The sequence below is a fragment of the Campylobacter sp. RM16190 genome (assembly GCF_012978835.1).
Lineage (GTDB): Bacteria > Campylobacterota > Campylobacteria > Campylobacterales > Campylobacteraceae > Campylobacter_A.
In genome coordinates this window covers 135,023-154,858 of the sequence record NZ_LIWS01000002.1, presented here as the reverse complement: position 1 = coordinate 154,858, position 19,836 = coordinate 135,023, and the positions used below count along the sequence as shown (strand labels likewise).

Annotated in this window: 22 protein-coding genes; 11 read left to right on the top strand and 11 right to left on the bottom strand. The window is 35.8% G+C overall.

The features are described from left to right. The first annotated feature begins 11 nt into the window (after positions 1 to 11). Both CDOM16190_RS02850 and CDOM16190_RS02845 read left to right on the top strand, forming a co-directional pair. On the top strand, positions 12 to 1,670 hold the full coding sequence (locus CDOM16190_RS02850; RefSeq protein WP_170018807.1) for a sensor histidine kinase: 1,659 nt from the start codon (positions 12 to 14) through the stop codon (positions 1,668 to 1,670). After that, positions 1,667 to 2,356 carry a response regulator transcription factor gene (locus CDOM16190_RS02845; RefSeq protein ID WP_169943037.1) on the top strand — a complete coding sequence of 230 codons (690 nt, stop codon included), beginning with the start codon at positions 1,667 to 1,669 and terminating at the stop codon, positions 2,354 to 2,356. Before CDOM16190_RS02850 ends, CDOM16190_RS02845 begins: the two co-directional genes overlap by 4 nt. A gap of 116 nt (positions 2,357 to 2,472) precedes the next feature. Here the strand turns inward: CDOM16190_RS02845 and CDOM16190_RS02840 are convergent, their stop codons facing one another. From CDOM16190_RS02840 to CDOM16190_RS02825, 4 genes are all read right to left on the bottom strand, one after another. After that, complete coding sequence (locus tag CDOM16190_RS02840) at positions 2,473 to 2,973, bottom strand: disulfide oxidoreductase (RefSeq protein WP_170000965.1); 501 nt, start codon at positions 2,971 to 2,973, stop codon at positions 2,473 to 2,475. 3 nt (positions 2,974 to 2,976) lie between these two features. Then, a complete protein-coding gene (locus CDOM16190_RS02835) occupies positions 2,977 to 3,621 on the bottom strand; it encodes a thioredoxin domain-containing protein (protein ID WP_170018806.1) in 645 nt (214 codons plus the stop codon). A gap of 102 nt (positions 3,622 to 3,723) precedes the next feature. Beyond that, entirely contained in the window at positions 3,724 to 4,662 is a 939-nt protein-coding gene (locus CDOM16190_RS02830; RefSeq protein WP_170018805.1) for a DUF3137 domain-containing protein, read from the bottom strand. Positions 4,663 to 4,747: 85 nt separating this feature from the next. Then, the gene (locus tag CDOM16190_RS02825; RefSeq protein ID WP_170018804.1) at positions 4,748 to 6,526 is read right to left on the bottom strand and encodes an aryl-sulfate sulfotransferase; all 1,779 of its coding nucleotides are present in this window, start codon (positions 6,524 to 6,526) and stop codon (positions 4,748 to 4,750) included. A 253-nt stretch (positions 6,527 to 6,779) separates the two neighbouring features. Here CDOM16190_RS02825 and CDOM16190_RS02820 point away from each other — a divergent pair, with 253 nt between their 5' ends. The 9 genes from CDOM16190_RS02820 to CDOM16190_RS02780 all read left to right on the top strand — a co-directional run bounded on the left by CDOM16190_RS02820 (position 6,780) and on the right by CDOM16190_RS02780 (position 14,134). Next, the gene (locus CDOM16190_RS02820) at positions 6,780 to 6,980 is read left to right on the top strand and encodes a tautomerase family protein (RefSeq protein ID WP_169976341.1); all 201 of its coding nucleotides are present in this window, start codon (positions 6,780 to 6,782) and stop codon (positions 6,978 to 6,980) included. Next, positions 6,977 to 7,507, top strand: a complete 531-nt coding sequence (gene bcp, locus CDOM16190_RS02815) for a thioredoxin-dependent thiol peroxidase (protein WP_170018803.1) — start codon at positions 6,977 to 6,979, stop codon at positions 7,505 to 7,507. Before CDOM16190_RS02820 ends, bcp begins: the two co-directional genes overlap by 4 nt. Positions 7,508 to 7,815: 308 nt before the next feature. Beyond that, positions 7,816 to 9,168, top strand: coding sequence for a [Fe-Fe] hydrogenase large subunit C-terminal domain-containing protein (locus CDOM16190_RS02810; protein ID WP_169976345.1), 1,353 nt, complete (start codon positions 7,816 to 7,818; stop codon positions 9,166 to 9,168). Positions 9,169 to 9,184: 16 nt separating this feature from the next. After that, positions 9,185 to 9,532: an iron hydrogenase small subunit gene (locus CDOM16190_RS02805; RefSeq protein WP_169976347.1), complete on the top strand. Its 348-nt coding sequence runs from the start codon at positions 9,185 to 9,187 to the stop codon at positions 9,530 to 9,532. After that, positions 9,525 to 10,202: a cytochrome b/b6 domain-containing protein gene (locus tag CDOM16190_RS02800; RefSeq protein ID WP_169976350.1), complete on the top strand. Its 678-nt coding sequence runs from the start codon at positions 9,525 to 9,527 to the stop codon at positions 10,200 to 10,202. The genes CDOM16190_RS02805 and CDOM16190_RS02800 overlap by 8 nt, the downstream gene beginning before the upstream one ends. A 9-nt stretch (positions 10,203 to 10,211) precedes the next feature. After that, positions 10,212 to 11,681, top strand: a complete 1,470-nt coding sequence (hydG, locus tag CDOM16190_RS02795) for a [FeFe] hydrogenase H-cluster radical SAM maturase HydG (RefSeq protein ID WP_170018802.1) — start codon at positions 10,212 to 10,214, stop codon at positions 11,679 to 11,681. Further along, positions 11,669 to 12,721, top strand: coding sequence for a [FeFe] hydrogenase H-cluster radical SAM maturase HydE (gene hydE, locus CDOM16190_RS02790; protein ID WP_170018801.1), 1,053 nt, complete (start codon positions 11,669 to 11,671; stop codon positions 12,719 to 12,721). The genes hydG and hydE overlap by 13 nt, the downstream gene beginning before the upstream one ends. Next, positions 12,718 to 13,923 carry a [FeFe] hydrogenase H-cluster maturation GTPase HydF gene (gene hydF, locus CDOM16190_RS02785; protein WP_170018800.1) on the top strand — a complete coding sequence of 402 codons (1,206 nt, stop codon included), beginning with the start codon at positions 12,718 to 12,720 and terminating at the stop codon, positions 13,921 to 13,923. Before hydE ends, hydF begins: the two co-directional genes overlap by 4 nt. Positions 13,924 to 13,978: 55 nt before the next feature. Further along, positions 13,979 to 14,134, top strand: coding sequence for a site-specific integrase (locus tag CDOM16190_RS02780; RefSeq protein ID WP_170018799.1), 156 nt, complete (start codon positions 13,979 to 13,981; stop codon positions 14,132 to 14,134). 231 nt (positions 14,135 to 14,365) lie between these two features. On the opposite strand, the gene CDOM16190_RS02775 is transcribed toward CDOM16190_RS02780, so the two are convergent. From CDOM16190_RS02775 to CDOM16190_RS02745, 7 genes are all read right to left on the bottom strand, one after another. After that, positions 14,366 to 14,551, bottom strand: a complete 186-nt coding sequence (locus CDOM16190_RS02775; RefSeq protein WP_170018798.1) for a hypothetical protein — start codon at positions 14,549 to 14,551, stop codon at positions 14,366 to 14,368. A gap of 11 nt (positions 14,552 to 14,562) precedes the next feature. After that, positions 14,563 to 15,021: a hypothetical protein gene (locus tag CDOM16190_RS02770; protein WP_170018797.1), complete on the bottom strand. Its 459-nt coding sequence runs from the start codon at positions 15,019 to 15,021 to the stop codon at positions 14,563 to 14,565. 89 nt (positions 15,022 to 15,110) lie between these two features. Continuing rightward, on the bottom strand, positions 15,111 to 15,851 hold the full coding sequence (locus CDOM16190_RS02765) for a Calx-beta domain-containing protein (protein ID WP_170018796.1): 741 nt from the start codon (positions 15,849 to 15,851) through the stop codon (positions 15,111 to 15,113). A 17-nt stretch (positions 15,852 to 15,868) separates the two neighbouring features. Continuing rightward, complete coding sequence (locus CDOM16190_RS02760) at positions 15,869 to 16,126, bottom strand: hypothetical protein (RefSeq protein ID WP_170018795.1); 258 nt, start codon at positions 16,124 to 16,126, stop codon at positions 15,869 to 15,871. Between the two features lie 251 nt (positions 16,127 to 16,377). Further along, positions 16,378 to 17,424, bottom strand: coding sequence for an SEL1-like repeat protein (locus tag CDOM16190_RS02755; RefSeq protein WP_170018794.1), 1,047 nt, complete (start codon positions 17,422 to 17,424; stop codon positions 16,378 to 16,380). Positions 17,425 to 17,637: 213 nt separating this feature from the next. Beyond that, complete coding sequence (locus tag CDOM16190_RS02750) at positions 17,638 to 18,162, bottom strand: hypothetical protein (RefSeq protein WP_170018793.1); 525 nt, start codon at positions 18,160 to 18,162, stop codon at positions 17,638 to 17,640. Positions 18,163 to 18,310: 148 nt separating this feature from the next. Next, on the bottom strand, positions 18,311 to 19,483 hold the full coding sequence (locus CDOM16190_RS02745; protein ID WP_170018952.1) for an HlyD family type I secretion periplasmic adaptor subunit: 1,173 nt from the start codon (positions 19,481 to 19,483) through the stop codon (positions 18,311 to 18,313). Between the last annotated feature and the right edge of the window lie 353 nt (positions 19,484 to 19,836).

Genomic DNA, 19,836 nt, shown 5'->3' with positions numbered 1-19,836 from the left:
GGAGTAGTCCGGTGGGTATTGATATATTCAACAAATACAACTTCAAAATTTATATCATCATAATCCTGTCCAGCCTGTTTGTGATACTTCTTGGCGCAAACGTATATAAAAACGCCAAACACCACATCGCGACCCTTTCAAATACAAACAAAATAGCCACCAGCGAAAACATCGTGCAGATATTTCAAATTTGGCTTGACGAGAGGATAAATTCTCTTGTTAAAGCCTCTAAGCTTATACAAAATGCCGATATATTAGACGATGAAGAGCGTATTAAGAAATTTACGCAAGCCTTTTTGGGCGATTTGGGTGAATTTGATCTGGTTCAGCTTTTAAAAGAAGACGGAGAGATCTACATAAACGGCGAGAAATTTCCAAAAAGCCCCAAAGAGATAAATTCCAGACTTAGTCTGATCTGGTATCTGGAGACAAAAAATAGCAACAAACCTACGGTAAATTTCATGCCCGAGCATACGATTTTAGAGCAAGAGACTTTAAATTTATGCGTACCAAACTACAAAAACGGTAAATTTGCAGCGGTTTTATGCGGAGTAGTCAAAGTAAAAAGCATATTTGACAACATAAGCAACTTCAAGCTTCCTCCCAACTCATATTCCTTTATCGTAACGCACAGCGGCGAAATTTTAACTAAGATGAAAGATGAAAAGTTCAAAACGCAAATTGAGGATAAATTTCAAGAGCTGTTTTTAAAAGACGAGGACATAAGCAGCATAGTTGTGGATTCAAATTTCATATCCATAGCGGAAATTCCCTCGCTTAATTGGTTCATAGGCGCAGGCACGGACAACGCAAAAGAGACAAAAGAGCTGCTTGGAGCAACGACCAAAAACGCACTTACGTTACTTTTTGCGTTTATCGCTCTTGCCTTTATTGCAAACTCGCTTCATAACTTTATGTATGCCAAAATCAAAAAGCGTCAGGATGAATACGAAGCCATTCTTGCGCACAAAGCCAAGATGAGCGAAGCGGGCGAGCTCATAAGCGGGATAAATCATCAGTTCATCCAGCCGGTAAATTCGCTAAATTTAGCCATATCAACGCTACTTATGCTAAAGCGAGAAGGCAATCTTGACGAGCAGATGCTGCAAAACATACTTGAAAAAGGGCAAAAGTCCATATTGCTACTAAGCAATACCATAGATATCTTTAGAAATTTTTACAAAACAAGCGAAAACATAAGAGAATTTAGCGTCAAGCAGAGCATTAAAAATCTCTTAACTCTTATGCACACCGAGCTTACAAGAGCCAATGTGCATGTGGTTTTAAGCGAATTTGAAGATAAAAAAGTAAATCAGATAGAAAATATAATCCAGCAAATTTTACTTATCTTAATCCACAATGCAAAAGACGCTTTGGTGGATAAATTTAAAGACGATATCAAGTCAAGAAGAGTGCAAATAGATGTAAAATTCGATGAAAACAGGTGCTATATAGAGGTCATCGAATTTGGAAGCGGGGTGAGCGAAGCGATGAGCCACAAGATATTTGACGAGCCAAAAACCACCAAAAAACAAGGCAGCGGCATAGGACTGTACTTTGCTAAAAAGCTTGCCAACAGAAAGATAAACGGAGATATTAAACTCGTAAACAGAGCGCTTCCTACGGTATTTGAGTTAAATTTCGATGTTGATTTAAAGGGCGATAAATGAATAACGAATCTTTAAAATTACTAAAAAAGCTATCGATTTTGATCGTTGAAGACGACGATATGTCAAGAGAGCTCATAGCAAGCGGGCTAAAGCCGTATTGCGCTAGCGTTAGAGTCGCCGCGGACGGATGCGAGGGGCTTGAATGCTTTAAAAAACAAAAATCAGACATCGTCATAACAGATATCCATATGCCTATAATGAACGGATTTGAGATGATGAAAGAGATTTCAAGGCTTAAACCTCATCAAAAATTCATCGTCTTTACCTCTTACGATACGGATATGAACTTGATAAAAAGCATAGAACAAGGCGCTGCTCTATTTTTAAAAAAACCTATCGACATCAAAGATCTTCGCTCAATGATAATTGCGTTAACCTACGAAAAAGACGAAAAATTAATAAAAATAAGCGACGAAATAAGCATAAATTTAAAAGAGGAGAAAATTTATAAAAACGGAGAGGAAATTTATCTGACATATTTGCAAAATAAATTTTTCTGGCTCTTTGCGTATAACTTAAACAAGCTCGTTAGCTACGAGATGATAGAAGAATTCGTCTATGAAAACGAGGTTGTGAGCAAGGGTGCTATACAAAATATCATCTTGCGTCTAAAGCGAGAGCTTGGGATAAAATTTAAAAATATCTCAGAAGCGGGTTACATCCTAGTAGCAAGCCAAAAAGAGTAAAAGGGCTTGCAAAATTTGATTGGAAATTTAAAAGAAATTTGCCCGATTCATAAACAAAACGGGCAAAAACATTGGCTAATTAAATTTAGCGGGCTATCAAATATCAAATTTTGATGCTAGATGGGATTTATCTCGCTACTTCTTGCGTTATAAACGAACCAACTTAAGATCATGACCAAAAACACCGCTCCAATAAATGCAAAACCGATAAAGCCTATTACTGACAAAGAACTACTAATCTCGGCACTTTTAGGCAAAAAAATAGCTGGCATCCACTCATTAAGAGGTAGTCCAAATGGGAATGAGAAATTTTCCAAAGAGAGTGTCTCGCTCTCATTTGTATAACTAAGTCCGAAAATAACACCTAAAAATATAAAAATATAGGCTATTAATTTTACCGCAAAAGATTTAGGCTCTATCATGGCAATAATAGCACCAAGTAAAATAATCGCCAAAATAGATCTAATAATCATACTAAGAGGATCTGAGGCGCCACAAAAAAATGATCCGACAAGCAAACCGATACATACTAAAAACAGAGCCATCCAAGGCTTCCTTGTGCGCTGAAAGTTATATATCCAGCAGACAAAACCTTTATTATCTTTATTATAATCCATAATCTACTTTCCTAAAAGTTCTTTTATAATTTCAATTAATTTATCTATCGAATAAGCCGCATCTAGATTAATTAGATATTTTCCATTTACGACAAAGGCGGGTACTCCACTTAAAACAGCAACCGAATAGCTATCGTCCCAACTAGATAAAATTTCTTGCGCTCTTGTTGTGCTTAAAGCCTTTTCATAGTCGCTTCTGTTTACTTTGGTATCTTTTAAAATTTTATTTATATACTCGTTTTTATCATTAAATTGATCATTTTTGTCGTGATATGATCTATAAATAGCAAATTTTGCTCTTTTAAATAGAGATTTATCATCAAAATAGCCTATATTTTTCTCCTCATCAAGTGAGATCATAGAGGCTAAAATTCCGCTCACAGTCTCGCCAAATTCACCTTTTGACTTTAGATGATAAGGTATAAATTTAACTCCATCAAGTTTAGACATTACTTTTTGAGTTACGCCTTTATCAAATTTATAGCAGTGCGAGCAAGCATAGCTAAATACTTTAGTAAGAGTATTATCGCCTACCGAAAGCGGTCTTTCGAGCACCTTATATTCTATCCCTTCGGTTAGAGCAAAAGCGCAGGAGCTAAAAAGCCCAAGTGTAGCCAAAGCCTTTATAAATTTAGTAAAAATTTTCATACAACTCCTTATTAGTCCTGATATTTTATGAAATACTATAAAAGAAATGATAAATTTGAGGTTAAAACATTATCTGCCAAATTCGCAAATAATCCGTATAAATCAACTATAAATTTTAGTTAATTTTAATATCCTAATAATGTCAAACATGCCATCTAAATCGGCTTTTATCTTTTTGTCTAATTTTTTACTTACAATGTTCTTATGAATATCAGGCTCAAAGCTATCAATGCCTCTATCAATCCTTATATAAATTCGCCCGTCAACAAAGCTTAATCCAATAGGAACTCTCATATACTTAGCAAGCTTTACAATAGCCTCCATTAAAGCCGGACTTAGTATATACATTGCATTTTGGATATCGGTTGTATAAACTCTAAAAAGTTCGTTAAATTCAGCATTATCAACGATAAATCGTTTAGCTAGAGGATCATGCGGCTTGCCTTTTGCTAGCACAAAGATTTTTGATTCTATCTTTTTATTAAAATCAGCCATAAAAAATATCCCTTTAAAAAAACTTACTTCAACACTCTCTTGTTCCATAGTTACTGGATTAAAGAAACTATCTTTACCGATTAATTTTAAGTCGCTAAAGCTAAATTTGACTCCATCTATCTCTCCGCTTACCAGATCATTTCCAAACTGTTCGGTTATACTAAAGAACAATCTGCTTTGCATTATATAAAATAAATTTATATGATTATTCATCTCATATTTAAACCCAAGCGAGTTAAAGTAGCTCTCAAGGTAAAATTTTTTATATTTTTTCGCAAATTCACTTTTTTCCTTTTTTGCAAAATAAAAGAAAAGATTATTATAAAAGATATAAGTAATAACCAAAGAGAGTATCAAGGCTAAAATTTGACCTAAATTTTTGCCTTTTATGAAACCAAATTGCGTATTTAATGGAGCCTCGGTAAAGATTTGATACAAAAAGTAAAAAATAAATACAAATATTATGAAAGTAACAAATATGCGATATGAGAAAAATTTAGAAAGTATTAGTTTTCGCTCTTTTTCAAGCTCAAGTAGTGTCTTCAAACGCAACCTTTAAATTTGAGTAATTATATCAAATTTAAGCTCTCAAAGAGGATTAACGCGGCCAAATTTAGCCGCGTTAAAAAAGTTAGTATTCAAATATATTTGGATTTATAACAAGCGAGCGATAAGCCACGTCATCTCTTGAGGCAGACTCTACATCCATTTCAAATTTGATCTCATTTGTCTTTGGATCGATCTCGATTAGAACCATTTTGATAGTCTTATCAGGGCGAAGTAAATTTACGTTTGAGCTTGAGATATAGTAAGTCTTTTTATCTTTTTGCCACTCGGTGTTGCTAGTAACCGCGCTATAAAACTCAAATCCGCGCTCTTTGCCAAATTCCCAAGTTTGCTCAACGGTCAAATTTTTCTCATCTATTTTGTATTCAACTGCGCGGGAGTATTTATCCTCTTTGAATGCAGGCTGCTGCATACCTCGCCCGTCGCCGTTATCAAACACGCTTAAATGCTTGATATTGCCTTTGTTTTCGTATCTGTCCGTTAGCCAAGCGGTGTGCTGTGTCCAAGACCAGTCAAAATCACCTTCACATTTAGAATTTTCGCATTTTATCTTTTTGCCGTTTTTATCAACAGGAACCAAAACTTTAGCCTTAAAGTCATCACTCCAGCCTTCAGGGCTTGCCAGTATCCATTTAACTTTTTTATCTTTGCCGATTTTTACGATACCTTGATGGCGAAGCGAAAGGATGATACCTTCATCGGTTGGATCATAAGAGATAGAATTTACGTGAGCCCAGTTGTGCCCTGTGCCGGTGCCGATCTTATCGCCAAACGGAGCGTCCGAGCTAGCGTCGATCTCCTTTGCGTTCATGTCGATGTTTAGGCAAACAGCGCGCGGATCAAGCGCTTTGATAAGATTGCTTCTATAGATGTTGTTGCCAAAAATTTCGTTTAGATCCCACTCGTTTACTACCTTGCCTGTGCCGTCAAGCTCGATGATATGATCGCGAACTGTGTGTGAAATTTGTCCACCTTTGTGGTAATAGTTGTATTTGCCTACACGAAGTAATAAATGATCACCCTTAATCGGCAAAACTTCATGGCTTAAATCAATATATCCGCGCGGTAAAATTCTCTCATAGACTTGCTTGCCCATGAGGTCATATCGCATATATTTTTGCGACATTCCAAAGCTTAAGTCGCCGTTTGGCAGCTGATGAAAGCCCATCATCATACCTGTATTTTCGACATTTCTCTCGCGGCGATCGTAAAATTTAGCATAGTCAAGATACCATCTAACCTCGCCTGTGGTATCGACGATATAGTTTTCTGTGTAGTCATTCCAGCTAGCCGCACCGCCGTATCCGCTTCGCCAGTCAAACGGCTTATAAATTCCCGTAATTGTATTATTGATAAGATATAGTCTATCTTTAAATTCAGGATCTACTTTCTTTGGAACTCTCTTTTGCATATGCTCAAATCTAAAATCTCGGCTTAAGGTTACGATCGGTTGAGCGTAAATTTTATACACTTCTTTTTTCTTTTCACTCTTAAATACATAGCTTACTTCAACTTGGTTCAGATAGTCGGGATATAGCCCCCATATAGGTACGCCGTCGTGGTTTAAAAGAGCGTTTTGCGAAACGTTGTAGTTAATATCAACTCCTCCGTTTGGCTTGCCAAGTACGCGCACGTGGATATCGGTTATATCTTTGCCGGCACGATCTACTATAGCAGTAAGCGGCGCTATGTCATAAGGGTTTATGAAAACTTGTCCCAGCTCGCCTTGCTTTTTGATCTGATGAGCAAGAACTCCTGAGTTTGCAGGCGTAGCAACAATAAACAACATGGCTGAAGACAAGCCTACCGCAAGAGCTGCGGAAACTAATGAAATTATTTTCATATTCATCCTTTCTGCAATAAATTCAAAGCAAAATATAGTTTAATTTATAGATAAATTTAAATTTTATATATTTTACTATCTAATAGCATATTTTAAGTATTTTACACTGAATTTAATATTATTTGCAAAAACAAAGAGTTGGTAAGTATTTTATGTTTACAAGATTAAATTTACTTATATTATATGCAAAATTATTTAAGCTAAATTTATTATTAATTTTAGCTATAATCACTGAAATTTTAAAGGAGAAAAAATGCCATTTGTAAATATCAAAGTTTCAGCCCCCGAACCCTCAAAAGAGCAAAAAAAGCAGATCATCGCCGAAGTTACCGATACTCTAGTAAGAGTACTTGGCAAAGATCCCGCCGCGGTTCTTGTGATGATAGAAACACTTGAGGCTGAAAGTATCGGCAAAAACGGACTTAGTTTAGAAGATTTAAGGAGTAAAAAATGAGTTGCAAGAAAAAAGAAGCTTGTGAAGTAAAAAGCGAATTTAGCAAAGAGGATATCGAGCGCAAGGTAACTCTCGCGGCCGGCGATAAGGCGCCTGAATTTAGCCTTGAAAATCAAGACGGTGTGAGTGTAAATTTAAAAGATTTCATCGGTAAAAATGTCGTGCTTTATTTTTACCCTAAAGACAACACTCCAGGATGCACTACCGAGGCTTGCGAATTTAGCGCGATCTATGATGATTTTATCGCAAGCGATACAGTTATAATCGGCATAAGTCCAGATAGTGTAAAAAGTCATGCGGGCTTTATAGAAAAGCAAAATTTAAGGCACATTTTACTAAGTGACGCAAATAAAGAGGTAGCGAAAATTTATGGAGTTTGGCAGGTGCGTAAAAACTACGGCAAAGAGTATCTTGGTATAGTTCGCACAACTTTTGTGATAGATAAAAAAGGTAAAATTTCTAAAGTTTATAAAAGCGTAAAGGCTAAAGATCACGCTGCAAAAGTGCTTGCCGACCTAACCAAATAAGATAAATTTATAAGGAGTCAAATTTATTGACTCCTTTTTAAAAAATATTTTATAGTATCTTAAAATTAAATTAATATATAAAATATAATTTATTGTAAAAATTTAAAATATTTTATTTAAGTATAAAAAATTTTACGATAAATTTAAATTTCATAAAAGTATTTTTATAGTAAAATACATTTTATATATTAATCCTTATATTTTATCTATTTTTAATGAAACTACCTATACAATATCACGAAAGTTAAATTAATATTATTATAGTAATACTAATTTAATAATAGTACTAATAAATATCAGGAGGTTTTATGCTGAGTGTTTATAAGATAAATACCTTCCCGCCGTCTGCAAATTCAAGAGGCGGTGAGGCTGAATTTGAAGGCACTTATCGCAAAGGCGAACTTAGGGGTATCATAACGATAAATCAAGATAATTGCGTCGGATGCGACACCTGTCGCTCTTTCTGTCCGACGGATGCAATAGAAGGCTCGTTAGGCATCGCACACAGGATAGATCAAAATTTATGCGTAGCCTGTGGGCAGTGCCTTATCAACTGTCCGTTTGCCGTTATCGAGCAGATGAGCTTTGTCGATGAGGTTATGGCTAAACTTGAGGACAAAAAGACCTTTGTCGTAGCGCACCCTTCTCCTGCCGTTCGTGTCTCTTTGGCTGAAGAATTTGGCGGAAAACCGGGCGAACTAACGATAAATAAGATGTATAACGCTCTTGAGATGGCGGGCTTTAATATGTACGACGTAAATTTCGCCGCCGATCACACTATCCTTGAAGAAGGAACCGAGCTAATCAAAAAGATCAAATACTGGCTACTTGGCGAGCGAAGCGCTGATTTAGAGCACGTTTCGCACCATCCATTCCCGCACTTTACGAGCTGTTGTCCAGCTTGGGTTAGAAATGCTGAAATTTTCCATCCCGAGCTCATACCTCACATCTCAGGTGCAAAATCGCCTATCCAAATGGGAGGGCCGCTTGCTAAGACCTGGGCGGCTAAATTTGTCTGGAACAAAGATCCGCGCGATATCTATGTAGCGACCGTTACGCCATGTACTGCTAAAATTTATGAAGCAAGCAGACCTGAGTTTAACTCGGCTTACGAGTACTTAAAAGAAACAGGCGAAATTCCTGCGGACACAAAGAGCTTCCCTGATATAGACGCAACTCTTACGGCTCGCGATATAGCTGAAATTTTCCGTAAAAAGGGCATAAATCCGCTTGAAATGAGCGATGAGTATCCTGAAAAAACAATGAACGTATATACAGGCGCAGGAACGATATTCGGCAATAGCGGAGGTGTTATGGAGGCTGCACTTAGAACGGCTTATTTCTTACTATCGGGACAAGAGTTAAGAGATCCTGAGCTAACCCCTGTAAGAGGATATGATAAAGACTTAACCGAAGCCGTTATACCTATCCCTTTAAAAGACTACGGCGGCAAGACGCTCGAGCTTAAAGTAGCGGTAGTAAACGGCGCTTCAAGAAACCTCGGCACGATACTAAAACATATCACGAAAGATTCTAACAGATATCACTTTATCGAGGTTATGAACTGCCCTGGAGGCTGCGTAAACGGCGGCGGTCAGCCGGTTCACGCTATGGGAACGTCGTGGCTTCATCCATTGCTTCCTCTACCTCTAAAAGCATAAATTTAAAGGACAAAAGATGAAATTTCAATACATAGAAAAACCGGTAGGCAAAATCTTCTCAAGAAGAGATTTCTTAAAAGTTGGCGGAGTGATGACGGCGGTCGTTGCAATGACAGGATATGCCATCACAGATATCATCAAAAGACGCAAATCCTATATCGCAATGCGCCAAGAAGGCTTATATAAAGATGACAAGCGCTGTCAAAATTTAAAGCTTACAAGCTCTCATCAAAACCCAAGCTGTGCGAAATCCTACGAGGATCTAAAGACCGAACCGATGGGCGAGATAGCAGAAAAACTTCTGCATACCAATGCTTATTTCGATCGCAAAAATTTGATCCTACAAGGAGCTAATCATGCATGAAAAAAGAGTTTTAAAATTTCCTCTATCAGAAAAGGTCTTTCATAACGTAAACTTAATCACCTGGATAGCTCTTATCGTAACGGGTGTTTTGATCTACTTTCAGCTTGTAGATGAGCCTACTTCAGAGCTTATGATGGATTGGCATATCGGTATCGGCATAGTATTTACGATAAATTTCTTCGGATTTGTATTCTTAAATTTTGATCGTTTTGCTTTGATGATGAGAAATTTACTCATCTGGGATCGCGATACTTTCGCTTGGTTTAAGAATTTCGGCGGATATCCAAGAAGACTGTTTGGCATCAAATTCGGTCCTGAAGAGGTAGCTCCTCAAGGCAGATTTAACGCCGGTCAAAAAGCCGCTTATCTTATATTTATGTTTATGATATTTGGACTTATAGTTTCAGGCTGGTTGCTTTATGCATATCCTGCCGCAATGGGCAAAATTTTCGTTAAATGGATGTTTTACTTCCACGTTTGGGGCTCGATACTAACAAGCTTACTTGCATTTTGCGTGCATATGCCGCTAGCGATTATAAACGTAGAGGATCTAAAGGCTATGTTTAGAATAGGCGCGGGCGACGTGCCGCTTGATGACGCTCATCATCACGCCCCAAAATGGGTAGAAAACGATCTTATGGCGGTTGATGCTGCAAAACCCGCTCATTAAAGGCGATTTATGTCGTGGACAGATGAACGATACGAACAAATTCTAAAATGGGTTAGCAAACACGAATACGAAGATTTCATCAATGAAAACGAGATAGAAGAAATTCTATCTCAAACCAAAAATGCAAGCAAAGATGAAGTTAGAGCCGTTATCAAAAAGGCTAAAGAAAACGCCATAAAAGGCACCATGCTAACTCCTTACGAAACGGCGGTGCTTTTAAATAACTCTCACGATGAAATTTGGGATGAAATTTTTGAAGCCGCAACGGAGGTCAAAGAGGAAGTTTACGGCAACAGAATGGTGCTTTTCTCGCCTCTTTATATCTCAAGTCCGTGCGTGAATAACTGCAAATACTGCGGATTTGCCGCTTCAAACACCGCTACGAAAAAGAAAATTTTAAAAGACGACGAACTAAAAGGCGAGATAGAAAGCCTACTTGATATGGGACAAAAGCGTCTTATAGCGGTTTACGGCGAGCATCCAAAGAGTGATTATAACTATATCGCAAAGACGGTAAGAGAAATTTACGGTGTTAGAAAAAACAACCTCAGCATTCGCAGGGTAAACATAAACGCCGCTCCTCTTTTTGAAGACGAGTATAAGGTGGTTAAGGCTGAAGGCATAGGCACATTTCAGGTATTTCAAGAGACTTATCACAGAAAAACTTACGCCAAATACCACCCGCAAAATACGTTAAAAGGCATTTACGACTGGCGCGTTTTTGCGCTTCATAGAGCTCTTAAAGCAGGGCTTGATGATGTGGCTATAGGCGCACTTTTGGGACTTTATGACTATAAATTTGAGATTTTGGGGCTGCTTTATCATGCTATGAGTCTAGAAAAATACTTCGGCATAGGTCCGCATACTATATCTTTCCCTCGTATCAAAAAGACCTCAGCCGGCGCAAACGACATGCCTTATGCGCTAAGTGATGATGAGTTTTTAAGAGCTATTGCGATCATTCGCCTGATGTGTCCGTTTACAGGCACTATCCTAACGGCTAGAGAAGAGCCGTCCGTAAGAGATGAGGCGATAAGAAAATGCGGGATTTCTCAAATGGACGCAGGCACAAACATAGGCATAGGCGGGTATTCTAAGAAAAATATCAAAGACGAGCTTGACAATCAGCAATTTAAAATCGGAGATCACCGCTGTATCGATGAATTCGTGCTAAACGTGATGAAAAAAGATAAAATTCCAAGCTTTTGCACATCCTGCTACCGCGAGGGTCGCACGGGTGATCACTTCATGCCTTATGCCAAAAACGCCAAGATCAAGTATCTTTGCTTGCCAAATGCAATCTTGACGCTTAAGGAGTATTTGCTAGACTACGGTTCAACCGAAGCAAGAGAGCTTGGCGAGAACGTGATCATTCCAAAGTATCTTAGCGAGCTTGAGGAAAATTTGCCTAGCGTTGCGCAAAAAGTTAGAAATTTGATAAGCGATATGGAAAAAGGCGCAAGAGATTGTCATCTATAAAATTTATAAACGAGCTTGAAGCAACCCATACCACTTCGCTTTACGGGCTTGAAAAGATCATTGCTGACAATGACAACTGCGAGTATCTCTTTGAAGCGGCAAATAGAGTTAGACAAAAATTTGTAAAACAAGAGGTACATCTAAAAGCTCTTATAGAGATCTCAAATATCTGCGCCAAAGAGTGCTTTTACTGCGGTCTTAGAAGCAAAAACAAAAGTCTAAAACGCTACAAGATGAGCGCAGATGAGGTAGTATCCTGTGCTAAAGAAGCCGCCATAAGCGGATATAAAACTATCGTCATGCAATCAGGCGAAAGCAGCGCCTTTAAAGATGATGAAATTTGCGAGATCATACGCGAGATAAAGAAATTTGGCGTTCAGATCACGCTTAGCTTTGGTGAAAAGAGCTTTGAGCAATATAAAGCCTACAAAGAAGCGGGCGCTGATAGATACCTGCTTCGCATAGAGACTACCAATCAAGCTCTTTATAAAGCCCTTCATCCCAACATGAGCCTAAAAAACCGCATTAAGTGTTTAGAAAATTTGCGAATTTTAGGCTACGAGACAGGAAGCGGCTTGCTTGTGGGCTTGCCGGGAAGTAGTGCTAAAATCCTGGCAAAAGACCTGATGTTTTTAAAGAAACACGACTTTGATATGATAGGCATAGGTCCTTTTATACCCGCTACAAACACGCCGCTTGAGTACTCAAAAGCAGGCGAGATAAAGCTAGCCCTAAAAGCAAACGCTCTAACAAGACTGCTCTTACCTAAGATAAATATCCCTGTAACAACTGCTATCGAGACGCTTGATCCAAACGAAGGGCGCAAAATGGCTTTAAGAAGCGGTGCAAACGTCATCATGCCATCAATCACACAAGGCAGATATCACGATCTATACAGGCTCTATCCGAATAAATTTTGTCTAAAAGAAAGCGTGGCGGAAATTTATAGTAGATTTGATGAAATGCTTACTTTAATAGGAGATAAAATTTCGCTTACAAACGGCAACAGCGTGCATTTTAACCAAAGGCAAGGGCTGTGAACACTCCAAAATCGATGCGCACGGCCATAGGGATTTTCGGCAGGCGAAACGTCGGCAAATCAAGCATCATGAACATGCTAAGCAATCAAAGCGCCTCTATAGTATCCGATGTGGCAGGAACTACGACCGACACGGTGCAAAAAAGTATCGAGATACACGGACTTGGCGCCGCTACGCTATTTGATACGGCGGGCGTTGATGATGTGGGTGAGCTTGGCAAGCAAAGAGTTTTAAAGACAAACGAGACGATAGAAAATATCGATATAGCCGTTTTGGTCGTGGAAAATAACGAATTTGGCAAATTTGAAAGTGAGCTTATTGCTAAATTTAAAAGCCTAAGCAAGCCTTTTTTAGTGCTTGTAAATAAGTGCGATCTCAAAGAGTCAAAGGACGAGTTTTTAAATTTGATAAAGCCATTTAAATTTGTCAAAACTTCTGCCAAAACGAGTCTGAATTTAGAGCTAATTTATGAAAATTTAGCCGAAATTTCAAAGCAAATTTCAAAAGATACTGACGATCTTTTTAGCGGAATTTTAAATCCTGACGACATAGTCTTACTTATAACGCCGATTGACGATGAAGCTCCTAAAGGCAGGCTCATACTGCCTCAAGTGCAAGCCATAAGGCAAATTTTAGACGGCAAGGCTTACGTTTGCGTCTCAAGCAGTCCGGACGTATCAAAAACCGCGCAGATGTTTAAGCCAAATTTGATAGTGTGCGACTCACAATGCGTCTTAGAAGTCGTAAAAACGGCTCCAAAAGAGGCAAAAATCACTACTTTTTCTATCTTGATGTCAAGACTAAAGGGTGATTTGAGCGAATTCATAAAAGGCTCTGAGAGAGCCAAAAGCCTAAAGGATAACGATAAAATTTTAATAGCCGAAGCCTGCACTCACAACGCAAAAGACGGTGACATAGCAAGGGTTAAGATCCCAAAAATGCTTAGCAAATTTAGCGGTAAAAAGCTTGAGTTTAGCTACACAAACGGCAAGGACTGTCCTGCGAATTTAGACGAATTTGCACTCATTATCCACTGCGGAGGCTGCATGATAAACAAAACCATGATGAAAAACCGCATGCAAAAAGCTTCACACGCCATAGTGCCTATAACAAACTACGGCATTATCATCTCGCTTTGCCAGGGTGTGCTTGATAGAGTGACTAAAATATTTCAGAACAATCTACAGCAAACCCGTTTATAAGCGTAGAGCATAAAAAGTACCAAATGCCCGTATAAGATATTTAAGCCTTGATGAGGTGCAAAAGCTCAAAGACAGCGTTAAAAATGATGAAATTTTATATCTTTTTGTATTGATTTCAATCACGACAGGCGCAAGGCTAGAGGGAGTATTAAATATCAGGTTAAAAGACATTGATTTTAATGCAGGAATTATCAACAATAAGTTACTATAATTAGTTTTAGAAGTAATTTTATGAGTAGTTTTTTGATATGGCTTTTAGTAGTGCTTTGATATATGAAAACGAAGTATCTTGAGGCAATGTTATATGATTGTTATCATTCATAAAAACTTTTAAAAAGCTACTTTTTTTATAAATTTAACTTCGTATTTATCGATACTCTTAAGTTCTAAGCTGTCTTTACCACTACTGATCAATGAGAACCATAAGCGATGCCGCAAAAGCCTAACCAGTAATTATTTGATTTACTTTATTTGCAATACTCAAAAACATATCCAACAACCCCAAAGCTCCCGCTGCTGCTGTAGCATAATCACCTTCTATCATAGATTTACCAACTCCAAATACTTTTTCTGGATGTGTGGCAAGGGACAAGTTTGTACAAAAATTAGAATCGACTTTAATACCCATATTCAATCCTTTTACACAATGTTATTTGGTTTTTCATTATTTCTTAAATTTATTAAAACTATTAATATAAAAAATATAAAAGATAATTTGCAGGATAGTTTAGACCACATATAAGCTATATTATTGGCTTTTTTTGAATTATTCATATTATATTTTGTGCTTAACAATGTTCCGTTTAAATCTCTTATCTCTTCAATATAATTCTCTTTGATGCCAAAAATAGTACTATTTTTATTAACGCTATAAATTTTAACCGTATTTCCTAGTTTTATATTTTTAAGGTCTATAGAATGAACTACATATCGAAAATATTCATTATTTGATTTGAGAGTAAGCATAGTAGAGCTATTAAATAGACGCTTATTAATACCACTAATTTCTCCGCTTCTAACCGTCATGTCTTGAATTTCCAAAACAGAATTTAACGACGAAAGATAAAGGTTAAATGAAACAATAAGAGCTATGATCATATATATATATAAAATGCTTTACTCCATTGGCTTCTCTTCGTCTTTCCGAAAATAGGTTGCCAAATCAGCATGAGATAAAGTTTTTGCATTTAACTTACTTTGCAATAAAAATTAATATTAGAGTTTATACCCTGTTTATTGTTAATAATAGCACTACTTATAACATAATACCCAAAATCATTTGGGTCGGTTATGTTTATACTTTGGGCCGTAAGAGTAAAATACTCGCTACCTTCTTTTTGCATATCGTCCGTTATAGCTACAGTATGTTTATAAGATGTCTCTCCTGCTTTTATAGTTATAGTAGTATTGTTTGGGGTATAGTCTTCGCTTGCTACGGCAGTACCGTTTGATGTATGCAAACTTAGCTCAAGATCCTCTTTAAGAGGTTTAGACAGAGTTATATCAAATACTACTTCTTGATCAGACTCGTTTACAGTAGGATTTGAGATGGATATAAGAGGAAAATTTGAATTATTAAAAAAGTTAGATATTTTAGGGATTGATTCCAAAGCTTTATCCAAATCCCAATCATTTCTATCTAGAAAGTTTATGAGCCCTATGATGCCACCAGCAGCAAGGTTAATAGGATGTGCCAAGCCAAGACCAACAGCTATACCTGTGGCTATACTCATAAAATCAGCTAAAACATCAATATAGTCATTTTTTGTAGCTTTTTTATTTTTTACTTTCTCAACTAAATCAGCCAAGCTTCCGACCGCACCGGCTTGCCCTAGTAGAATTTGCATATACGGTTTTTGTGGACCTGGAGCAATTGCACCAAGCTGAATAAGATTTGTTATAAATTCAACATTTTCTGCTTTACTCATTTTGTACCTTTCATTAATTATATGAATAAATTTAATATAAAACCGATTATTCCAAGACAAACACAAATGCGCATAAATAAAGAAGCAAAACAAAGAGAATATCCAACAAATTTATGAACAAAACCTGAGCCAGATCTTGTCTCTTTTAGTAAGCTAAAAAATTCATCAAAACTAAAATAGTGCCTAATAAAATTTTGTCTATAATGCGACATAATAAGAAGAGTGGCACCAAAAAACAAAAACCAAAACCAATGTTTAGCTAAAAATTCAAGCATTTTGAACCTCTTTCAAAAATTTATTTACCATAAGTATTTCTTATCGAATAATCTTTGATATAAAAGCTGAAATCTTATTAATATTGTTATCATCTTTATCTACACTACTCATTGCCACTCCTTAATTTTGCTGTATATTTTTAAAAAACTGTTAATATAAAATGCAATATCATAGCCAAAAGTGAGCATTGATAACTTTACTAAGATCGTCTCTTGTCATTTTACTCTCTTTCTTTATTATGTAACATTTTCTACATTATGGATTTAATAGTTGCATTAACATCATATTTATCAATATTTTGAAGAATTTGACAGCTTAATAATTCATTTTTACTACAACTATCTTTTAGTATCTCTAATCCCAAAATTTCATTCTTATCCACTCCATATCCATAAAAAAGCATAACTCCAACAAAGCTACAGCTTTGATTATCACCCATATCGCAAGATTTTTTATATAGCTCATAAGCTTTAGTATAATCCTCTTCAAAATAAATACCACCGTAGTAAAAATTCGCTAACTTCCTACAAGCGTCCGGATAGTTCCTGTCGCATGCATATAAAAAAGCTTTGACAGCCTCATCGAGATTTGGCTTTGTGCCAACACCATTTGTATAAAAAATTCCAGCATTATAACAAGACATTACATTACCATTATTGCAAACATCACGTAGAAGATTAAATGCTGTTTTATTGTTTTCAAATGTAGGAAAGTGTGTAGTATAGATAGAACTTAAATTTATACAAGCCTCATCGTGTTTTTTCTCACAAGCAAGTTTATAAAAATTAGATGCCTGTTCGAAATTCGCTTGCACTCCAATACCATGCTCATAAAAAATACCAGCGTTAAAACAAGCAACCTCACTACCATTATTGCAAGATATGTTGGTTATTTCAAATGCTGTTTTATTGTTTTCTAATGTAGGAAAGTGTGTAGTATAGATAGAACTTAAATTTATGCAAGCGTTACTGTAGTTTTGTTTACAAGCTATATCGTAAAATTTAATTGCCGTCAAATAGTTTGCATTTAGTCCCATATCATCTCTGGAATGCATAAGTCCGAGATTATAACATCCTTGCATATTGCCTAGTTTGCAAGCTTTATCAAACGATCTGTATGCTCTTTTAAATTTTGCTTTTTCTAAGTAAAAAATACCTAATTTTAGGCAATCGTCACTATAATTCAATAGGCATCTGGCAAAATATCTAGGGCTTGAGTCAATAATATTTTTTGTATTAATAAAAACCACTGTGCTAGCAAACACTATAAGCAACACAATAAACAATATTCTTTTCAATATCCAATCCTTGCAAAAAATATTATATTTTTTATTTTATATACTCTAACCTTAAACATCTATCATAAAATTTGCGATATATTATCATATTACTCTTTATGACATTTTACATACCATCCCGCCTTACCTTACTTTCACTCCTTCATCTAGGTATTTGATGATAAGAACGACACATTCACCATTCTTTCTACATCACATGTCACGTTTGGCTCCTTATTTTTTTACATCTTCACTGGTATTAAATTTATAAAATAAAATCAAAAACATAATTGATACTATCAAAGAGTATAATATCAATTTTTTATATCGTAAGATATTCTCATCGTCAAACTTATATATTTCAAAACCATCATCTCTTATCATTTTATATATTGCAACTTTGCCGATCCGCATTAAATCAGGCTTACTCCATATAGTTACATCGGCTGATTTATTCTCATACATCGACCATGTACATACGCTAGATTCAATTTGCTTAAAAGAATTATCTCTCATTTTTAATTTTAATTTGCAATAAGAATACCTATAGCCTCTATATTCCTCATAATCAAATAATTGACCTTTTATTATATCTGTTCTGCTTGTTGCTTCAACATATTGAATTAAAAAAGTAGCAAAAAAAGCAAATGAAAACCAAAACAAAGACTGCAGTAAAATCATACCTAAAGTCGGCACTTTCTGTCTTTTAAAAAACATTCTATTAAGCACATAAGAAATTTTATCTTTGAAATTTTCCATTTATGTCGCTTGTTGATAAATTTATTTTGTAAATTATACTACATATTAAAATTTTTAGAATTATTAATTTTACCTACTCTAACTTTAAGCATCTATATAAAATTTGGAAACTATTATCATATTATTTTATAATATTTTATACACTCTCTCACCTTAGGCTAAGCCCTTCATCTAGGTATTTGATGATAGGGTAGATGAATAGTTCTATCACTCTTCTTTTGCCTACTTTTACCTCTGTTATTACACTCATTCCAATGTCTAGTTTTTTCATCTCTCCGTCTACTTTTATCTCTAAGCTTTTTGGCTTTACTTGTATCTCGTATATAAGCCCTAGCTTTTCATCTTCTATGGCGTCATTGCTTACATGGGTTATCACTCCTTGAAGTAGACCATACTTTTGAAAGCTAAAGGTATCTATCTTGATAGCCACTTCTTGACCTACTTTTAAAAAGCCTATGTCTTTATTTAAGACGCTTGATTTGATAACTAATGGGACATCGGAAGGTATTATAGATATAAGATTATCGTTTGGATTTACTACTCCTCCTTCGGTATGGATAAGCAGCTTTCCTACGTAGCCGTCGGTTGGAGATTTGATCTGTTGAGTTTTGTTTGAAAATAGTATTGCATCTATTTGAGCGCTTAGCTCTCTTCTTTCTCTCTCTTTTAATAATGATGTTTCTATCCATTTGGACTTTAGCTCTTTTATAAGGGTTTTACTCTGCTCTTTTATCTCTTTTAGCTTTTTATCCGCTTCATCTAGTTTAAATTTAGCCATGCTGTTTTGTTCGGTTAAATTTATGATATTTTTATTTACTTCGTCATACTCTTTTTTAGCTATTATGTCTAAAACGCTTTGAAGTCTTTTCTTTGTAGCCTCTTCTTTGCTAAGTAGAAGTTTTACTCTGCTTAGTTCTGCTTTTTGAGTTTTTATATCCAAATTTGCAGCTTCAATCTTGGCTTCATTACTCTCATAAGTATTTTTAAGTATCTCTTTTTGACTGGTGTATAATTTCAGTTGAGATATGTTTAAGTTGGCAAGCTCTTCTTTGCTTAACTCTTGTTCGTTTATTAAGGCGTTAAATAGCAAGATGTCCGAATTAATTACTTTTAGATCATCTTGTTTATTGCTTAGTGAGGCATCCGTTACGGTTGGGTCTATCTGTATAAGGATATCGCCTTTTTTAACTTTGTTTCCGTCTTTAACGAATATCTTTGAGACCACTCCGCTTTCAAGAGGCTTTAGTATCTTTATCTCTCCGCTTGGTATGACTTTACCTTGCGCGCTTACTACTACATCTACCTTAGCAAGTGTTAAAATATTAAAACTTTACTTTAACAGAGTATTTAAATTTATTTTAGACATACTACAAACAAAAACTTAAATAATGTCAAGTTGATATTTTTAATCGCTAATAAAATAATAAGTAGTTTGAGGTTACCTAAAAGGTTACCTTTTAAAATCTTAAGTCTTAAAACATCGTATTTTAGGGTATTTTAGATGGTGCGGATGAAAGGACTTGAAAAAGCCATTTAATGCCATTTTCTTAAATTAAAAATAATTAATTACAAATAGCTTTATAATAGCGTTAAATACGAGCTTATCTTATAGCGAGATTTTTTAGCCCTAATAACAAATAATAGTTTTTTAAAACAAATAATAGTAAATTTGAT